Source organism: Kribbella sp. ALI-6-A, from assembly GCF_001984195.1.
In the GTDB taxonomy this organism is placed as follows: Bacteria; Actinomycetota; Actinomycetes; order Propionibacteriales; family Kribbellaceae; genus Kribbella.
This window is the reverse complement of record NZ_MTQN01000010.1, coordinates 768,227-785,483: the sequence shown is the minus strand read 5'-3', so window position 1 is coordinate 785,483 and position 17,257 is coordinate 768,227. Positions and strand designations below refer to the sequence as shown.

19 protein-coding genes are annotated in these 17,257 nt (G+C 70.0%); 9 read left to right on the top strand and 10 right to left on the bottom strand.

What is annotated here, in order from left to right:
- Window positions 1–42: 42 nt before the first annotated feature.
- Window positions 43–681 (bottom strand): TetR/AcrR family transcriptional regulator, encoded by a 639-nt coding sequence (locus BWI15_RS18095; RefSeq protein WP_077015557.1) that lies wholly within the window; start codon window positions 679–681, stop codon window positions 43–45.
- A gap of 56 nt (window positions 682–737) precedes the next feature.
- Between BWI15_RS18095 and BWI15_RS18090 the strand changes: the two genes are divergently transcribed.
- Window positions 738–1,259, top strand: a complete 522-nt coding sequence (locus tag BWI15_RS18090; RefSeq protein ID WP_077015556.1) for an ester cyclase — start codon at window positions 738–740, stop codon at window positions 1,257–1,259.
- 9 nt (window positions 1,260–1,268) lie between these two features.
- Here BWI15_RS18090 and BWI15_RS18085 read toward each other — a convergent pair whose 3' ends face one another.
- The 3 genes from BWI15_RS18085 to atpE all read right to left on the bottom strand — a co-directional run bounded on the left by BWI15_RS18085 (window position 1,269) and on the right by atpE (window position 2,823).
- A complete protein-coding gene (locus BWI15_RS18085; RefSeq protein ID WP_077015555.1) occupies window positions 1,269–1,565 on the bottom strand; it encodes an MGMT family protein in 297 nt (98 codons plus the stop codon).
- A gap of 121 nt (window positions 1,566–1,686) precedes the next feature.
- Window positions 1,687–2,526, bottom strand: a complete 840-nt coding sequence (locus BWI15_RS18080; RefSeq protein ID WP_077015554.1) for a TIGR03560 family F420-dependent LLM class oxidoreductase — start codon at window positions 2,524–2,526, stop codon at window positions 1,687–1,689.
- Window positions 2,527–2,598: 72 nt separating this feature from the next.
- The gene (atpE, locus tag BWI15_RS18075) at window positions 2,599–2,823 is read right to left on the bottom strand and encodes an ATP synthase F0 subunit C (protein ID WP_077015553.1); all 225 of its coding nucleotides are present in this window, start codon (window positions 2,821–2,823) and stop codon (window positions 2,599–2,601) included.
- A gap of 75 nt (window positions 2,824–2,898) precedes the next feature.
- Here atpE and BWI15_RS18070 point away from each other — a divergent pair, with 75 nt between their 5' ends.
- Complete coding sequence (locus tag BWI15_RS18070) at window positions 2,899–3,573, top strand: TetR/AcrR family transcriptional regulator (protein WP_077015552.1); 675 nt, start codon at window positions 2,899–2,901, stop codon at window positions 3,571–3,573.
- 5 nt (window positions 3,574–3,578) lie between these two features.
- Here BWI15_RS18070 and BWI15_RS18065 read toward each other — a convergent pair whose 3' ends face one another.
- Entirely contained in the window at window positions 3,579–3,845 is a 267-nt protein-coding gene (locus tag BWI15_RS18065; protein ID WP_077015551.1) for a DUF2277 domain-containing protein, read from the bottom strand.
- Window positions 3,846–3,930: 85 nt separating this feature from the next.
- Between BWI15_RS18065 and BWI15_RS18060 the strand changes: the two genes are divergently transcribed.
- Together BWI15_RS18060 and BWI15_RS18055 are read left to right on the top strand one after the other, a co-directional pair.
- Entirely contained in the window at window positions 3,931–4,566 is a 636-nt protein-coding gene (locus tag BWI15_RS18060; RefSeq protein WP_077015550.1) for a TetR/AcrR family transcriptional regulator, read from the top strand.
- 2 nt (window positions 4,567–4,568) lie between these two features.
- On the top strand, window positions 4,569–5,369 hold the full coding sequence (locus BWI15_RS18055) for a maleylpyruvate isomerase family mycothiol-dependent enzyme (RefSeq protein ID WP_077015549.1): 801 nt from the start codon (window positions 4,569–4,571) through the stop codon (window positions 5,367–5,369).
- A gap of 88 nt (window positions 5,370–5,457) precedes the next feature.
- On the opposite strand, the gene moeZ is transcribed toward BWI15_RS18055, so the two are convergent.
- The 4 genes from moeZ to BWI15_RS18035 all read right to left on the bottom strand — a co-directional run bounded on the left by moeZ (window position 5,458) and on the right by BWI15_RS18035 (window position 13,564).
- Window positions 5,458–6,648, bottom strand: a complete 1,191-nt coding sequence (gene moeZ, locus BWI15_RS18050; RefSeq protein WP_077015548.1) for an adenylyltransferase/sulfurtransferase MoeZ — start codon at window positions 6,646–6,648, stop codon at window positions 5,458–5,460.
- A 259-nt stretch (window positions 6,649–6,907) separates the two neighbouring features.
- A complete protein-coding gene (locus BWI15_RS18045; protein ID WP_077016068.1) occupies window positions 6,908–9,625 on the bottom strand; it encodes a Calx-beta domain-containing protein in 2,718 nt (905 codons plus the stop codon).
- A 157-nt stretch (window positions 9,626–9,782) separates the two neighbouring features.
- Window positions 9,783–12,545 carry a hypothetical protein gene (locus tag BWI15_RS18040; RefSeq protein WP_077015547.1) on the bottom strand — a complete coding sequence of 921 codons (2,763 nt, stop codon included), beginning with the start codon at window positions 12,543–12,545 and terminating at the stop codon, window positions 9,783–9,785.
- A gap of 89 nt (window positions 12,546–12,634) precedes the next feature.
- Entirely contained in the window at window positions 12,635–13,564 is a 930-nt protein-coding gene (locus BWI15_RS18035) for an alpha/beta fold hydrolase (protein WP_077015546.1), read from the bottom strand.
- A gap of 42 nt (window positions 13,565–13,606) precedes the next feature.
- Here BWI15_RS18035 and ligD point away from each other — a divergent pair, with 42 nt between their 5' ends.
- The 5 genes from ligD to BWI15_RS18010 all read left to right on the top strand — a co-directional run bounded on the left by ligD (window position 13,607) and on the right by BWI15_RS18010 (window position 16,283).
- Window positions 13,607–14,533 carry a non-homologous end-joining DNA ligase gene (ligD, locus tag BWI15_RS18030; protein ID WP_077015545.1) on the top strand — a complete coding sequence of 309 codons (927 nt, stop codon included), beginning with the start codon at window positions 13,607–13,609 and terminating at the stop codon, window positions 14,531–14,533.
- A gap of 39 nt (window positions 14,534–14,572) precedes the next feature.
- Window positions 14,573–14,761 carry a hypothetical protein gene (locus BWI15_RS18025; protein ID WP_077015544.1) on the top strand — a complete coding sequence of 63 codons (189 nt, stop codon included), beginning with the start codon at window positions 14,573–14,575 and terminating at the stop codon, window positions 14,759–14,761.
- Window positions 14,762–14,828: 67 nt separating this feature from the next.
- Window positions 14,829–15,458 carry a TetR/AcrR family transcriptional regulator gene (locus BWI15_RS18020; protein ID WP_077015543.1) on the top strand — a complete coding sequence of 210 codons (630 nt, stop codon included), beginning with the start codon at window positions 14,829–14,831 and terminating at the stop codon, window positions 15,456–15,458.
- Window positions 15,459–15,637: 179 nt separating this feature from the next.
- Window positions 15,638–15,865 carry a DUF3107 domain-containing protein gene (locus BWI15_RS18015; protein ID WP_077015542.1) on the top strand — a complete coding sequence of 76 codons (228 nt, stop codon included), beginning with the start codon at window positions 15,638–15,640 and terminating at the stop codon, window positions 15,863–15,865.
- A gap of 145 nt (window positions 15,866–16,010) precedes the next feature.
- Complete coding sequence (locus BWI15_RS18010; RefSeq protein WP_077015541.1) at window positions 16,011–16,283, top strand: hypothetical protein; 273 nt, start codon at window positions 16,011–16,013, stop codon at window positions 16,281–16,283.
- 130 nt (window positions 16,284–16,413) lie between these two features.
- Here the strand turns inward: BWI15_RS18010 and BWI15_RS18005 are convergent, their stop codons facing one another.
- Complete coding sequence (locus tag BWI15_RS18005; RefSeq protein ID WP_237771334.1) at window positions 16,414–17,097, bottom strand: ferritin-like fold-containing protein; 684 nt, start codon at window positions 17,095–17,097, stop codon at window positions 16,414–16,416.
- Between the last annotated feature and the right edge of the window lie 160 nt (window positions 17,098–17,257).

Here is a 17,257-nt window from a genome sequence, read left to right as displayed (position 1 = left end):
CCCCGCCGACGGCGACGACGGTCGCTCAGCGGACAGCCGCGATCAGTCGCACAGTGCCGAGACGAGGGTCCGCGTGAGCCAGGTCGTGTAGCGATCGACGGTCCAGCCACGGTTGAGCACGAGCAGCTCGTAGAGCTCGACGGAGATGCAGGTCCACAGCAGGTCGCGCACCTCGTCGACGTCGAGATCCGCGCGCAACCGGCCGGTCGAATGCAAATGCTCGGCGAGCATCGTCATCCCGGTGAGGCGCTCGGTGAGCAGGCTCTGCCAAACCTCCTCGAGCGACTCGTCGACGTGCCGGCCATCGCGGATCAGGATCTGTACGCCGGCGGACCGGACCTGGCGCGCGGCCGCCGCCTCGGCGTACAGGGCGAGCTTGACCCGGATGTCGGGCTCGGCCTGGATCGCCTTCGCGTCAGGTCGTAACGCCACCGGGACCGGCTCGTCGTCGCCCGCGATCACCCGGTCGAACACCGCCTTGGCCAGCGCGGCCTTGGTGCCGAATCCCTTGTACACACTCTCCGCCGAGACCCCGGCCGTCCGGGCCACCGCGGCGATCGTCGTGGCGCGGAACCCGTCCCGCGCGAACAACTCCTGCGCCGCGACCACCACGGCCCGGCGCCGGGCCGCCGCCTGCTCGCGCCGGCCGGACGCGTCGTACGGTCTCTTGACTTCTGCCATCGCCGGTTCCACTCTGATTTTGGGGACAGTCAAACTGTATCTAATTTGGAGGGGACATGAACAGCACCGTGGCGAGCGATCCGCGGGCCCTCGCGGTCCGGAGCATCCTGATGATGGCCGACGGGGACCGCGCGACCTTCGACGAGGTGGTGCATCCGGCGGCCGTCAACCGGGAGGACAAGGCCGAGCCGCCTGCCGCCCGGACGTCCGGTCCGGACGGCTTCTGGGCGACGGCCAAGTGGCTGCGGTCCGCGTTCGCCGAGCTGAGCTACCAGGTCCACGAAGTGGTTGCTGAAAGCAACTTGGTGGCGGTGCGGACGACCATGAGCGGACGGCACGTCGCGCCGTTCGTGGTGCACGCCGAGGACGGGTCGGTCGACACGGTGTTTCCGCCGACCGGGCGGACGTTCGCGATCACCCAGTCGCACTGGCTGCGGATCGAGGACGGGAAGGTGATCGAGCACTGGGCCAACCGCGACGACCTCGGCCAGGCGAGTCAGCTCGGATGGGTCCCGCCAACCCCGCTCTACCTGTTCAAGATGGCCCGCGCGAAGTCGAAGGCCCGCCGCGCCGCCTGACCAGGCCGGTCAGTCGTTCGGCTGCCACCGGACCGTGCGCAGGTCAACCTTGCCGTTGGTGACGCGGACACCGTCGCCGCGCAGCAACTGGAGCTGATCGTCGACGACCTCGTCGGCGGGCACGCCGCTGGCCCGGATCACCCGCCACCACGGCACGCCGCCGCCGTACTCGCGCATGATCGCGCCGACCTGTCGCGGGCCGCCCTGACCGACGTACGCGGCGATGTCCCCGTACGTCGCGACGCGCCCCGGCGGGATCGACTCGACGGCCTGCAGCACTGCCTCGACGTACTCCTCCCGGTCCACGGCGCCAACGCTAGCGCCCGGGCGGACCTGCACCACTCACCAAGCAACCCGACGCGGGCCAATCCACGCCTGCTGCCGCCTGAAAACCGGGCACAACCGGGGCTTGGTGAGTGGTGGGCGTTCAGGCGAGCGGCGCGAGTGCCTTCGCGAGCGGTTCGAGCACCGACGGCGAAGCATCGAGCGGCAGGTTCATGATCACCAGGTCGACGCCGGCCTCGCCGTACGCCGCGGCCAGGGCGACGGCGTCGTCGAGCGGCTTGTCCGGGTCCATCCGGACGTTGACCGAGCAGGTGATCTCGTTGACGTCGCGGCCGAGCTTGTCGCAGTGGTCGACCAGGACCTGCTTGAGCGGCGTCCACTCCTGCGGGCTCTGCACGATCACGTTCCACTGCTGCGCCCAGCGGGCCACCGCGCGCAGCGTCCGCTTCGGACCCTTGCCGCCGATCGTGATCGGCGGATGCGGGGTCTGCACCGCCTTCGGTTCGCAGTATGCGTCGGTGAGCTTGACGTAGCGGCCGTCGTAGTTGGCGACCTTCTGCGTGAGCAGCGCGATCATCGCCTCGACACCCTCGTCGAAGCGGTCGAAGCGCTCCTTCAACGGCGGCAGCTCGATGCCGTACGCCGCGGTCTCCATCTCGTTCCAGCCGGCGCCGACGCCGAGCTCGAGCCGGCCGCCGGAGATGATGTCGGTGGTCGCGGCCATGTTCGCCAGGACGGCGGGGTGCCGGTAGATCATCCCGGTGACCTGGCAGCCGACCCGGATCCGGCTGGTCGCCTGGGCCAGCGCGGCCAGCGTCGTCCAGGCCTCGAGATTCGGCCCGGCCATGTCGCCGGTGAGCGGGTAGAAGTGGTCCCAGTGCCAGGCGGACTCGAAGATCTCGAACTCGTCCGCGGCGATCCAGACGTCGCGCATCTGCTGCCACGTGGTGTGTTCGGGCCGGGTCTTGATCGCGAACCGCATCGCACGCCTCCACTGGTAAGGGCTTGCCACCACCAGGCAACCTACACCGCCCACCGACTCGGCGCAGGTGGATCAGACCCGGAACACGAACGCCAGCGCGATGCCGATCACCGCCAGCACCTCGACCACGCCGAAGCCGATCCAGGCGATCGACTGCAACGTCTCCCGCGCCTCGGGCTGCCGGGCGGTCCCGTTGATCACGGCGCTGAACATCATCCCGACGCCGATCGCCGAACCGATCGCGGCCAGACCGTAGCCCAGGACGGCGACGTTGCCGGTGACTTCCTGTACGAGCATCTCGAACCTCCGTATACGTTTGTCTATGACAAGCGTATACGACGATCGTCTACCGGCGGTCGTAGACTGCCCAGGGTGGGAAACCGGGAGAAGTTGCTGGCGACGGCGAAGCGCCTGATCGCCGAGAAGGGCTACGGCGACATCACCGCGCGGGACCTGGTGAACGAGTCCGGCACGAACCTGGCCTCGATCGGGTACCACTTCGGCTCGAAGGAAGGCCTGCTGACCGAGGCGATGCTCGATTCCTTCGGTCACGAGGACGAGGGCCTCGGCGGCCTGATCAGCCCAGGCCCGGCAGGGCGGGACGCCGGTACGGCGGCGCAAGGTGCGGCAGCACGGGGTACGGCGGCGCAAGGCCCGGCGGCGGACCGCGAACGCGTCGCAGCCGATCAGTTGGCCGGCCAGGATCCGAGCGAGCGCCTGGCGAATCTGCTCGACGTACTGGCCGAGGTCTTCCGCGCCGATCCGCGGCGCACGACGGCGAGCATCGAGGCGTTCGCCCGGGCGCCGCACTCCCCGGAGGTCAAAGAGCGCCTGGCGGCGGTGTACGAGCAGTACCGCCGGCAGATGGCCGCGGCGGTCCTGGGTGAGGAGGTGGACGACCTCGATCCAGACGTCGCCCACCGCGTCGGCTCACTGGCACTGGCGCTGATCGACGGGCTGGCCCTGCAGGCCCTGCTCGATCCGGACCGGACGCCCGAGGGCAAGGAGATCCTGGCCGCCCTCGCGTTGCTGCGACCGCGTCAGTAAAGAGGTCAGTCGAGGCCGAGGCGCGCCCTGACCTCGGGCCGGCGCAGCGGTGGCACGGTCTGCGGCGGGACCCGGCGGGCCGGCATCTCCTCCAGCAGCGCCTCGGTGATCCGGGCGATCTCCGTCGCGGCGCGCTCGATCGGCTCCCGGGTGGTCGCGCTCAGCGAGCCGACCCCGGTCACCTTACGGACGTACTGGAGCGCCGCCGCGTAGATCTCCTCGGAGGTCGCGGACGGCTCCAGGCCTCTCAGCACAGTGATGTTTCGGCACATGCCCCGACGGTACGCGGCCGCGGGGACAGTACAGAAGACCTACGAGCTCTTGACTTCCCTAATGGTCTTAGGTTTCCCTCAGACCATGAGCACAGCCTCCCTGGACCGCAGGGCCCGCCGCCGCCGGCAGACGATCGACGAGATCCTCGACGCGGCGCTGCGGTTGATGGAGGCCGAGGGGGTCGCCGCGCTGAGCCTGTCCGCGGTGGCGCGGGAGGTCGGCATGCAGCCGCCCTCGCTGTACCAGTACTTCGCGTCGAAGATGGCGATCTACGACGCGCTGTTCCGGCGCGGGGCCGAGCAGTTCCTCGCCGCCCGCCGCGAGGCCGAGCGGACCGCTGACACCGACGACCTGCTGGAACTGGATCTGATCTACCTCACCGCTGTCAGCCGCTGGGCGATGGCCAACCCGGTGTACTCGCAACTGCTGTTCTGGCGGACAGTTCCGGGTTTCGAGCCGAGCCCGGAGGCCTTCGCGCCGGCGCTGGAGGTCATGCAGGAACTGCGCGACCACCTCCGCGCGGCCGTCGACGCGGGTCGGCTGCATCCCGACGCCGCGACCGAGGACGGCGTGGCGCTCTACACCTCGATGATGGCCGGCGTGCTGTCCCAGCAACTGGCCAACGAGCCGGACGCGACGTTCGAGCAAGGCCGGTTCACCCGGCTGCTGCCCGTCGTCCTGGAGATGTTCCACCAACGCTTCGCACCACCCAGGGGGTAACCATGATTGCCGTTCGCGCACAGGAGATCGCGCGGGCCGACCGGCCGCGCTGCCGGGAGCACCGTGACGCCGAGATCGCCGCTTGGCGAGACCTGATGCCAACGCTCACCGGCGACGACTGGCAGCGGCGTACCGTCTGCGACGCGTGGGACGTGGCCGACGTCGTCGGGCATCTGTGCGGCCAGGCCGAGGACGTGATCCGGCCGTGGTCGTTCCCGCGCCGCTACCGCAAGGCCAGGCGCGTCTACCCCGGCGTGGTCCGGCTCGACGCGCACATGATGGTCCAGGCCGACGAGCACCGCGGTACGCCGCCCGACGTCCTGCGCGAACGCTTCGACCGCCTGTGGACGAAGGCGACCCGGACGATCTCGCGCAACCCGGCGTTGCTGCGCCGGATGACGATGTCGATCGAGGGCATCCCCGGCTTCGAGTCGATCGATCTCGGCTATGTCCAGGACATCCTGCTCGCCCGGGACCTGTGGATGCACCGCGACGACGTCTGCCAGGCCCTCGACCGCCCGTTCGACGCCGGCCCGTACGCCGAGGAACTGATCGCGCAGGTGATCCGCGACCTGATGGACGGCCCGTTCTGGGGTTCGCGCCCCGCGGTGATCGTCGAGCTCAGCGGACAGGGCGGCGGGGTCTACCAGCTGGGAATCGGCGATCCGGTCGCCACGGTACGCACGGACGCCGTCAGCTACATGCGGACCGTGTCCGGCCGCGACGACAAGCCGGTGGTGGAGTTGATCACCGGCGACCCCTCGGGCGCCGACGCCGTGGCGACCTGCCGCATGCCGTTCTGATCGTTGGCACCGGACCGAACTCCATCGTCGGGCCCGGCACGCACAAGCCCCCGCCGTACCGAGGTACGACGGGGGCCCGGGCAGTACGTCAGTACGACGGCTGCGAAGGATCGATCTGGTCGACCCACGCGACCACGCCGCCGCCCACGTGCACGGCGTCGGAGAAGCCGGCGCCCTTGGCGATGGCGAGGACCTCGGCGGAGCGCACGCCGGACTTGCAGTGGAAGACCAGCTGCTTGTCCTGCGGGAGCTTCTCCAGCGCGACACCGGTCAGGAACTGGTCCTTCGGGATCAGCACCGAGCCGGGGATCTTGTTGATCTCGTACTCGTTGGGCTCGCGGACGTCGACCAGGACGAAGTCCTTCTCGCCGTTGTCCTTGAGCTTGATCCACTCGCTCAGCTGCTTCACCGAGATGGTCGCGCCGACGGCGGCGTCGGCCGCCTCCTCGGTGATCGCGCCGCAGAAGCTCTCGTAGTCGATCAGCTCGGTGACGGTCGGGTTCTCGCCGCAGATCGCGCAGTTCGGGTCCTTGCGGACCTTCAGGGCGCGCCAGTTCAGGTCGAGCGCCTCGTAGATGTTCAGCCGGCCCAGTGACGGGTCGCCGATGCCGGTGAGCAGCTTGATCGCCTCGGTCACCTGCGCGGCGCCGACCGACGCGCACAGCACCCCGAGCACGCCGCCCTCGGCGCAGGACGGGACCATGCCGGGCGGCGGCGGCTCGGGGTAGAGGCAGCGGTAGCACGGACCGTGCTCGGCCCAGAACACGCTGACCTGGCCGTCGAAACGGTAGATCGAGCCCCAGACGTACGGCTTGCCGAGCAGCACCGCGGCGTCGTTGACCAGGTACCGGGTGGCGAAGTTGTCGGTGCCGTCGACGATCAGGTCGTACTGCTCGAAGATCTCGAACACGTTGTCGTTGTCCAGCCGGGTCTCGTGCAGGACGACGTTCGTGTACGGGTTGGCCTCGAGGATCGACTCCTTGGCCGACTGCGCCTTGGACTTGCCGACGTCGGACTGGCCGTGGATGATCTGGCGCTGCAGGTTGGACTCGTCGACGGTGTCGAACTCGACGATGCCGAGCGTGCCGACGCCCGCCGCGGCCAGGTAGAGCAGCGCGGGGCTGCCCAGACCGCCGGCGCCGATCACCAGCACCTTGGCGTTCTTCAGCCGCTTCTGCCCGGCCATTCCGACCTCGGGGATGATCAGGTGCCGCGAGTACCGGCGGACCTCGTCGATGGTCAGCTCGTCGGCCGGTTCGACCAGCGGGGGCAGTGACACGTGGCGCTCCTCGTCAGCGGGAATATCGGGGGGATTCCGGGTTCAACCGTCCTTCCCTCCTCCATGTTCCCGCACCGGTCCAAGCGGCCGGTCAGGAGTCCAGATCCCGGGACATCCGTCTCACCGCGGCGGCCGATCCCAGCGCGACCAGGCAGACTCCACAGCTGCTCGGCGAAGGCCGGCATCACCAGTGAGACGGAGCGGGCGGCACTGCCGATCGGCAGTGCCGCCCTCGGTCCGATCCGGTCCGACTCCGGTGTCAGTCGTTGTCAGTGATCGTCCCGGTGACGCTCACTGGGATCTTGACGTTCGCACCCATCGCCTCGGTGACGTACGCGGTGAAGGTCTCGCCGGCTTCCTTGACCTTGTCGTCGACCAGCCGGACCTGGATCGCGCCCTTGGTCTTCCCGGGCTCGATGTAGCCGTAGAACGAGCGGGCCGGCGGCTCCTCGTCGAAGGTCTTGAAGTCCTTGCCCAGGACGGCGGTGCCGTCCTTCAGCTCACCCTGGACCGAGACGTACTGGTCGCTGGCCGCCGACAGCGTCAGCGGGAACTCCAGCACCTTCGAGCCTTCCCTGGCCGTCGCCGCGCCGATCGTGAGCGTCGGGGTCGGGTCGTCGTCGATCACCAGCCCGTGCCCGAAGGGCTCGTCGAGCAGACCGTCGTGCGGAGCAGACAGCACCAGACTGAAGTGCAGGTCCGCGCTGTCGCGGGTGTTCGCCGTGATCGGGACGTTGATCGTCTGCCGGGTCTGGCCGGGCTTGAAGACCACCTTCCGGGCGACTGCGCCGACGACCGTGCCGAGGTCGCCGTTGGTCTCGGCGTACACGCTGACGGGGCGGATGCTCGGCCGCGACAGCGACACGGTGAAGTCGGCGTGCCGCGTTCCGGTGTCGCCCTCCTTCACCTTCACGCTCGACGCGGACAGCTTCGGCAGCAGCACCGCCGGAGCCGACGTCCCGATGCCGGGCCGGGAGAACGACAGGTCGCTCAGCAGCACCGAGCCACTCGCCACGCGGTCGGTGCGCAGTTCCACCGCCCGTACGTCGCGCAGGTCGATCCCCTTCAGCGACGCGATCGGTACGCGCACGGTCCGGAGCAGGTGCTTCGGTACGCCGTTGCCCGAGCCGGGCATCCGCACCAGCGCGTCGCCGAGCGTGGAGGCCGGCACCGACGCCGCCCGGCCGTGCCCGTCGACCACCCGGACGCTGAGGTCGGTGCGAGGTGCTCCGGCCGCGTCCGGCGCCGCACGGAACGTCAGAGCGGCGTACCGGCGTACGTCACGCTGGCCGGCGGCGACAGGTACCCGCAGTACGCCGTCCTTCCCGGTCCAGCTCAGCTTGGTGACCGGAAGCGTCGGTGTCTTGTCCGCGAACCACGAGCTGACCCAGTGCGGCAGCTGACTCTGGTCCTCGGTCTGCACGCAGTCCGACGAGCAGACCGTCGCCTTGGCCTTGCCGGAGACCGCTCCGGCCGGCAGCGGCTCGTCCAGCTTGGACAGGTCACGCCGATCGACCGCAGGAGCCTGCGCCACAACCCGTACGACGGCACGGCCGGCTGAAGCGGCTCGTGCGTTGGAGCCGTCGAGCAACGGCAGCAGCTGCTTCTCGTGGCCGAGCTGCAGCCGGAAGAAGCCCGCCACGTACGCCGTACCGACGGCCTGCTGCTCCTTGGCGCTCAGCCGGCCCGCGTACTTGGGCCCGCAGGGCGACTCGGCGCCCTCCTCCCACCAGTCGTCGTTGGACGGCGCGACCGACTGTCCCGGCGTCCACTCGGTGTTGAAGAAGTTGTGGTTGGCACCGAGCACCGTGACGGTGGAGCGCGGCGCGTTGTCGCCGGTGACGGAGTACCGGGTGTCGTCGTAGAACTTCTGGCCCTGCAGGTCGGAAACGTCGCCGTCGCAGTACGGCAGGACGACACTCATCGCGACGCCGGGCACGGTCGCCCGGGCGAAGTCGGTCGGGGCGAGCGGGAGGACCGCGCGGATCCCGTACCTGCCGCCGCGATCGGCGTTGAGCACGGCGGCGCGTGCCACCCCCTCACCGCCGCGCGAGTGGCCCATCAGGCCGACGTTGCGCAGGTCGACCTTGCCGATGAACTTGGTCCCGAACGGCGCACCGCCGGCCGTGGACCACTTCTTCCACAGGTCGAGGTGGTCGAGCACCAGCTCGGCGCGGGCCTGCGCACCGGCGTCGTAGGCGTCGGCGTCCCAGGCGTTGACGGCGTTCGCGCTGATCGAGACGACCTGGTAGCCGTGACTGGCCAGCGCCTCGGCCGGGCCGTCGTACCCGCGGAAGCTCGGGATCGGCTTCCACTCACCGGTGCAGGGCCACGGCTTGTCGGGGAACGGACCGTTCTCGTTGCCGCCGTAGCAGACCTGGTGCCGGCCGTGCAGGAAGACGACGAGCGGACGCGGGCCGGTCGCACCGCGCGGCGAGTAGACCTTGCCGCGCAGCTCGGACTTCTGCTTGAGGCCCGGCAGGTAGACGGCCTCGTCGCCGAGGTCGTACTCCGCGGTCTCGACCTGGTACTTGCCCTTGGCTCCGGGATCGTCGGCGAGCGTCGGTCCCATCTTCGCCTTCAACCAGTCGGCGTCGGTCGGCCCGGCGGCGGCCTTGGAGCGCTTGGCGTCACCGGTGGGATCGCCCGACCAGACCAGCCGGACGTCCCGGGCGCGCAGGACGGCGGGGTCCTTGCTGACCAGCCAGACGCTGCGCCGGTCGGCCGACTCCCGGGCGACGCCGACGGTTCGACCGTCGACCGAAAGCATCGGGAGCGCGTCCCGCAGCGGGACCGGATCGTCCAGCCGCAGGGTGATCCGATAGCCACCGGCGACCGGATCGATGCGCCAACCGTTGCTACTGGCAACTGCTTGTGGTGGTGGCGGAGTTGGTGCGGCCGACGCCGCCGGCACCAACCCCACCCCCAGTAGTGCGACCGTCCCCAGCGACAGTGTGGTCCTGCCGATCAACCGCACGAGCTTCCCTTCGTCGACGAACAAGGTCGTCCGTCAGACCCCCGGAACCGCCCTGTGGTTGTCCTGGTCAACGGATTGCGACGAAGATCAAACCACGGTTCGACGCCACGTCATGCCGGAGTCTGACGCGGCAGCGAGCGATCTGTGCTGGATCTCGTCACCGGTCGTCGTCGACGATCAGCCCGGACCGCACCACCGGCCCGGTGAACTCCACTCCCTCGACCTTGTCGACCCGTAGCGTGAAGGACTCGGCCGGCTCCGCGGCCTTGTCGTCGAGCAGGTCGACCTGGATCCAGCCGACCACCTGGCCCGGCGTCACGTGGCCGTACGCGCGGTGAATTCCCGGGGCGTAGCCCTGCAGGTCGCTGCCGAGCTTGGCCGTCCCGCTGACCAGCAGCGCGTCGAACTCGACGTACTTGCCGGTCGGCGCGGACAGCCGGACCGGGAACCGGATCTTTCTCGACGCCTCGAAGCCGACCCCGTTGCCGATCGTCAGTACCGGCTCCGGATCGTCGTCCACCACGACTCCGTCGGCCTGGGCGTCCCCGACGATCGACTGCGTCGGCACGGACAGCTGCAGCGTGCTCTGCAGGTCGTAGTCGTCCACCGTGTTCGCCTTGACCACCACACTGACCTTCTGCTTCGTCTGCCCCGGCGCGAACACCAGCCGCCGGTTCACGTCGCCGTCGTTCGCCTGGAAAACGTCCCCGGTGCTGGTCTCGGCCCACACCGTCACCGGTACGGCGGACGGCCGCGACAGCGAGACCCAGTAGTCCAGCGAGGCGGTCCCGGTGTTGCCTTCGGTCGTCCTGGCGTCCGACACCGACACACTCGGCACGTCGAGGGGAGTCGGCGTACCCAGCCCGCCGGCGGAGAAGGCCAGGTCGGACAGGTAGACCGCTCCCGCAGTCGCCCGGTCCGTGCGGAGCTCCACCGAGCGGATGTCCTTGCGGTCGAGCTTGCCCAGCCACCACAGCGGAAGCCGGACCGTCCGCAACAGCGTCTTCGGCAGCCCGTACTCGTCCTGGCCGGGCAGGCGGAGCAAAGCGTCGCTGATCGCCGACACCGGCACGTTGACGAACTGGCCTCGCCCGTCGGTGACCCGCAACGACAGGTCAGGCTTGGCCGGCCCGGTCGGCTCCGGCGACGCGCGGAACGTCAGCGCGTCGTACTTGCTCACGTCTCTCCGTCCGGCGGGCAGGTCGAAGCGCACCGAGCCGGTGGTGCCGGTCCAGCGCAGCCGCGTGACCGCGGCGGTCGGAGCGGTCCTCGCAACCGCTGACGGAACCCAGTGCGGCATCCGCCAACCGTCAGCGGACTTCCAGCAGGGAGCCGACGCCCCCTCCTGCGGGATCGAGTTCGGCAGACCGGCGCACACCTCGGCCTTGGCGGCTCCCGTGACAGCGCCTGCCGGCAGTGTCTGGTCGAGCCGGTTCACGTCCCGGCGCTGAGCCGCCGGCGCCTGCGACACCACCCGTACGACGGCCTTGCCGGCCGATGCGGCCCGGGTGTTCGAGCCGTCGAACAGCGGGAGCAGCGCCTGCTCGCGGCCCATCTCCAGCCGGAAGAACCCGGCGATGTACGCCCGCCCGGCGGCCTGCTGCTGCACAGCGGTCAGTCGCAGCCCGCTCTTGAACGAGCACGGGTTCTGCGCCGAGCCGTCGTCCCAGGTGTCGTCGAACGACGGCGCGACCGACTGACCGGGCGTCCACTCGCGGTTGAAGAAGTTGTGGTTCGTGCCCAGCATCAGCACCGTCGACCGGCGCGCCTGGTCCGGCGTCACGGCGTACCGGGTGTCGTCGTAGAACTTCTGGCCCTGCAGGTCGGCCACGTCACCGTCGCAGTACGGCAGCAGCACGCTCATCGCCACGCCGGGCAGCGTCGGACGGGAGAAGTCGACCGGTGCGAGCGGCAGCACCGCGCGGACGCCGTACTTGCCGCCGAGGTGCGTGTTGAGCAGTGCGGCCCGGACGACGCCCTCACCACCGCGGGAGTGACCCATCAGGCCGACGTTGCCGAGGTCGACCTTGCCGACGTACTGGCTGCCGTACGGACCGCCGCCGGTCGTCGACCACTGCTTCCACAGGTCGAGGTGAGCCAGGATCAGCTGGGCGCGGGCCATCGCACCGCCGTCGTAGGTGTTGTTGTCCCAGGCGTTGACGGCGTTGGCGCTGATCGACACCACCTGGTAGCCGTGGCTCGCCAGAGCCCAGGCGGGACTGTCGTAGCCCCGGAAGCTGGGGATCGGCTTCTGATCGGCCGCGCACGGCCATGGCTTGCCACCGGGCGGGAACTGCCCGGCGCCGCCGTAGCAGACCGCGTGCCGACCGTGCAGGAACACCACGAGCGGTCTGGGCCCGGTCGCACCGACAGGGGTGTAGACCCGGCCGCGCAGCTCGGCCTTGTGACCCAGGTCCGGCAGGTTGACCGCCTCGTCGCCGAGGTTGTACTCGGACAGACCCACGCCGTACCGGCCGACGGCACCGGGGTCCACGGAGGTCGCCGGGCCTGCCGGACGCTCCAGCCATTCCTTGACCAGGGCCGAGTCGACAGCTGACCGTCCCGGCTTCCCCCGGTTGACCTCGGTCGACCAAACCAGCGTCACCCGCGTACCAGTGCTGACCGACCTGTCCTGCGTGACGACGGTCAACGTACGCCGGTCCGCCGACTCCTGCGCGACACCGATCACGCGCCCGTCGACAGCCAGCATCGGCAGCGCGGCCCGCATCGGCGCCGGGGTGCTGAGCCGGAGGGTGATCCGGTAGCCGGTGGGGACCGGCTGGATGGACCAGTCCTTGTTCTCGGACGGCTCCACCTGCTGAGTGGTCGCCCCGGTGGGTCCTGCCTGACTCTGACCTGCCGGGATCAGCAGGGCCAGCGCGAGCGCCGGCACCACCCCCAGCCTCGCGTACAACCGCACAACTGCCCCCTCGGCCGACGTGTGCCCCGGGTATTCGGGGCCCCTCCCCTACTGAGACGCCGGCGGGGGCAAAACGTTGCACGGCGGCGTCACCTTTGCACGGACCTGCAAAGCTGCCGGAAGGCTCGCTCGACCTCCTGCGGGTTCTCCATCTGGGCCACGTGCCCTGTGCGCGGCAGGTAGAGCAGCCGCGCGTCCGGGAAAGCCTGTTGCGCCTTGGTGCGGATCCCCGCGTTGACCAGCCGGTCACGGCCGCCGTACACGAGCAGGACCGGGCAGGTGACCTTCGCGGTGTCCAGCCACAGCGAGCGGCTCGGCGGAGCCAGGTACGACAACAGGAGGCTGCGGGCTCCGTCCAGCGTGGCCTGCGGACCCCAGGGCTGCTCGTCGCGCGCCCGCAGCTCCTCCTCGTACGCCCGCCGCACCTCGGGCGGCAGCCGGTCCGGCTCGCCGAAGATCATCGCGTACGCCGCCTGCAGCCGCCGCTCGAACGGCAGCCGCTTGCTCCGCTCCAGCACCAGCGGGCCCAGCCGCGGGGTGGACAGCGCGGCGAACCACAGCGCGATCGCCGACGCCCGCGGATGCGGCAGCGCCGGGGAGATCAGCGTCAGCGACGCCACTCGCTCCGGCCGGCCGGCCGCCAGCCGCACCGCGATCGCGCCGCCCATCGAGTTGCCGAACAGGTGGACCGGCTCGTCGCCGAACTCGGCGTCCCACAGCTGCGCGACGACGTCGGCCTGGTCGTTGATCCCGCCGCGCGCGGCCGGCGGCGTACGGCCGAAGCCGGGCAGGTCGGGGGCGATGCCGCGGACGCTGTCGCTCAGCAGGTGCCCGAGCGTCGTCCAGTTCAGCGAGGAGCCGCCGAGGCCGTGCACGAACACGGCCGGCGGCAGGTCCGGAGAACTCCCGGGCGTGTCCCGGACCACGACGTCCACCCCGGCGACCGGCACGGTGCGGGCCGGCCATTCCTGCGTCCCCAACGGCACCGAAGCGCCAGTTACTCCCGCGTAACTGTCCATCTTGCCATGTTAGAACCCTCGCGAGGCTGGACACTGGGAGCCATGGCGGCCGCACCGACGCAACTGACCACCGAGGTCGACGGGCAGACGATGAAGCTCACCAACCTCGGCAAAGTGCTGTACCCGCAGACAGGTTTCACCAAGGCGGAGGTGATCGAGTACTACCACCAGATCGCCCCGCTGCTGCTTCCGCACCTGTCGGACCGGCCACTGACCCGCAAGCGCTGGCCGGACGGCACCGGAGCGTCGTACTTCTTCGAGAAGAACGCACCGCGCGGTACGCCGGACTGGGTGCGCACCGTGACCCTGCCGACGCCCGGCAGCTCGACCGGCCGGGACGAGGCGGACTTCGTGATCGCCGACGACGTGCAGACGATCGTGTGGCTGGCGAACCTGGCCGCGCTGGAACTGCACGTCCCGCAGTGGCGGATCGGGCTGTCCGACGACGGCAAGGACCCGCAAGCCGATCTGGTCGTGTTCGACCTGGACCCGGGGCCGGGTGTGAGCATCGTGGAGTGCTGCGACGTGGCACTCGCCCTGCGCGAGCTGCTCGGCCACTACGGGCTGGAGGGGTGGCCGAAAACGTCCGGAAACAAGGGCATGCACTTGTACGTACCGATCGAGCCGGCGTCGTCCCGGGCGACCAGTGCGTTCGCCAAGCAGCTCGCGGAGCAGCTGGCCGAGGCGCTGCCGGAGAACGTGACCGCGAACATGACGAAGGCGCTGCGGCCCGGCAAGGTGTTCATCGACTGGAGCCAGAACGCCAGCGCCAAGACCACGCTCGCGCCGTACTCGCTGCGCGGGGCCGAGGAACCGCGGGTCTCCACCCCGATCGACTGGGACGAGGTCGCCGCGGCCACGGACCAGGCCGAGCTGACCTTCCTGCCGCACGAGGTGCTGGCTCGCGTCGAGGAGTACGGCGACGTGCTCGAGGGCCTGTACGACGACCCGAAGCCACTGCCGAGCTGACCGTACGGATCCGCAAGAACTCAACCTAAGGAGGAACCGATGTCCGAGCCCGAGGTCGATCTGCCCACCGAGGCTCCGGAGGCCGACGTACTGGAGCAATACCAGTCGCCCGCTGGTCTGGACGCCGAGGAGGAACCGGCCGGCTCCGTGCCGCCCGAGGCCGACCCGGCCGACGTCGACGAACAGCGCCGATCGGTCGGGGACGGCGGCGAGGACGACTACCGCTAGGTAGGATTCGGACGGTATACACCGGGGGCCGACGTCGTCCGGTGCCGCATGACCGTAAGGAGCCGAAGTGTCGACGACACCGGAGACCGCACCGAAACGCGGCAGCCGCCTGCCCCGGCTGGCTCGCCGAGCGCAGCTGCTCGAGGCGGCCCAGGAGGTCTTCGTCGCCAACGGCTACCACGCCGCCGCGATGGACGACATCGCCGACCGCGCCGGCGTCTCCAAGCCGGTCCTGTACCAGCACTTCCCCGGCAAGCTCGAGCTGTACCTGGCGCTGCTGGACAGCTCCTGCGAGGCGATCGTCGCGTCGGTGCGCGAGGCGCTGCGCTCGACCGAGGACAACAAGCAGCGGGTCGCCGCGACGATCCACGCCTTCTACGACTACGTCGCCAACGCCCAGGGCGCGTTCCGGCTGGTGTTCGAGTCCGACCTGACCAACGAGCCCGCGGTACGCGAGCGGGTCGACCGGGTCACCCAGGCCTGCGCGGAGGCCTGCTCGGAGGTGATCAGCGCGGACGCCGGGCTGAACAAGGAGCAGTCGATGGTGCTCGCGGTCAGCCTGGTCGGGATGGCGCAGGTCAGCGCCCGCTACTGGCTGGCCTCCGACAACCCGACGCTGGCCCAGCAGCAGGCCGCCGACCTGGTCGCCAGCCTGGCCTGGCGCGGCATCCGCGGCTTTCCCCGCACCGAGAGCTGACCCGGGCGCACTGCCCGTGGCGACCGGCCGGTTCCGCTTCAGGCGGACCGGCCGGTCGTGCTTTCGGCGACCGGCCGGTTCTGCTCTCGGCGGACTGGTGAGAGCCGCCCGCCGCCAGCGGATAGGCTCGACGAGGTACCGGCGAGAGCCGCCGGTCGGAACGTGCCCGGGAGGGTTCCGTGGAGGTCAAGATCGGCGTGCAGCACGCCAATCGTGAGTTGGTGCTGGAAAGCGAGCAGACCCCGGAGGAGGTCCAGTCGGCGGTGTCCGAGGCTCTGACCGGTGAGACCGGTCTGCTGACGCTGACCGACGAGAAGGGCCGTCGGGTGATCGTCCCGGCCGACCGGCTGGCCTACGTCGAGATCGGCGAGACGGCGATCCGCAAGGTCGGCTTCGGCGCGGTCTGAGGCATCGCCGCGTTCATCAAATCGCAATCAGGCCATGGCTCACTGAGACACGTTTACGCATGTCGTCCGGCGGCAACCGTTCGGGTGTGACGAGACACTCGTCACGCCGCGTCAATGCGGTCGTCACCAGGAGGAGCCAGGCGTTATGGAAATCATCGGTGTAATCATTGCCGGCATCATCATCGGCCTGCTCGGCAAGTTCGTCGCCCCGGGCGACAGGGACAACATCCCGCTGTGGCTGACCGTGCTGTGCGGGATCGGCGGCGTCCTGATCGGGTACTACGTCTCCGCCGCACTCGGTGTCGACGCCACCAGGGGCATCGACTGGCTCCGCTGGATCATCAGCATCGCCGTCGCCGCGATCCTGGTGGTCATCGCCGCCACTGTCACCGGTCGCTCCAGGACGCGATCGGTCTGACCCCCCCGCACCACCAGAACCGGCCGTCACCTTCCAGGTGGCGGCCGGTTCCCGTGCGGCCCCTGAACCCCGGCGTCCGAAGAACCGAGCGCTACAACCTCGGGTTCTTCGGACGCGATGCGCCGGGGGGTTACGGCTGCAGGCCGAGGGCGGTCATGCGGGCGGTGTGGGCCTCGGTGAGGCGGGTGAACATCCGGCCGATCGCGGCCAGGTCGAGGCCGGGGCGGTCGACCGAGCCGGCCAGCAGTGCGGCCAGCGAGTCGCGGTCCGCGGCGATCCGCTGCGCCTGGCTGAGCGCCTCGCCGACCAGCCGGCGGCCCCAGAGCGCGAGCCGGCCGCCGAGCTTCGGGTCCTCCGCGATCGCGGCCCGGACCCGGTCCACCACGAACTCGGCCTGGCCGGAGTCGGCGAACACCTCGAGCACCAGCGCCCGCGTCTCCCCGTCCACGAACGACGCGATCTCGCGGTAGAAGTCGTTGGCCAGGCCGTCCCCGACGTACGCCTTGACCAGGCCCTCCAGCCAGTCCGACGGCGCGGTGTGGTCGTGGAACGCCTCCAGCGGGGTGACGAACGGCTGCATCGCCTCCATCGGGTCGACGCCGAGCGCGACCAGCCGGTCGCGCAACTGCACGAAGTGGCCGAACTCGGTGGTCGCGAGCTGGGCCAGTTGCGCCTTGTCGTCGAGGGTCGGCGCGAGCTTGGCGTCCTCGGCGATGCGCTCGAAGGCGGTCAGCTCGCCGTAGGCCAGCACACCCAGTAGATCCACCGCCGCAGCCCGGTAGGCGGGATCGTCGAAGGCCGTCGTTTCGGTCATGGTCCGCACCATATCGGCCCACCGGTACCCGCCGGGGAAAACCGGGCTGGGCGGCTCTGACGCCATTTACGGTTACACTGGACGGTGTTTCGCCGGTGACGCGCCCAGATGGGCAGCTGGTGCGAGCCGCTTGCACAGTGTCCCGCGCCTCACGATGAAG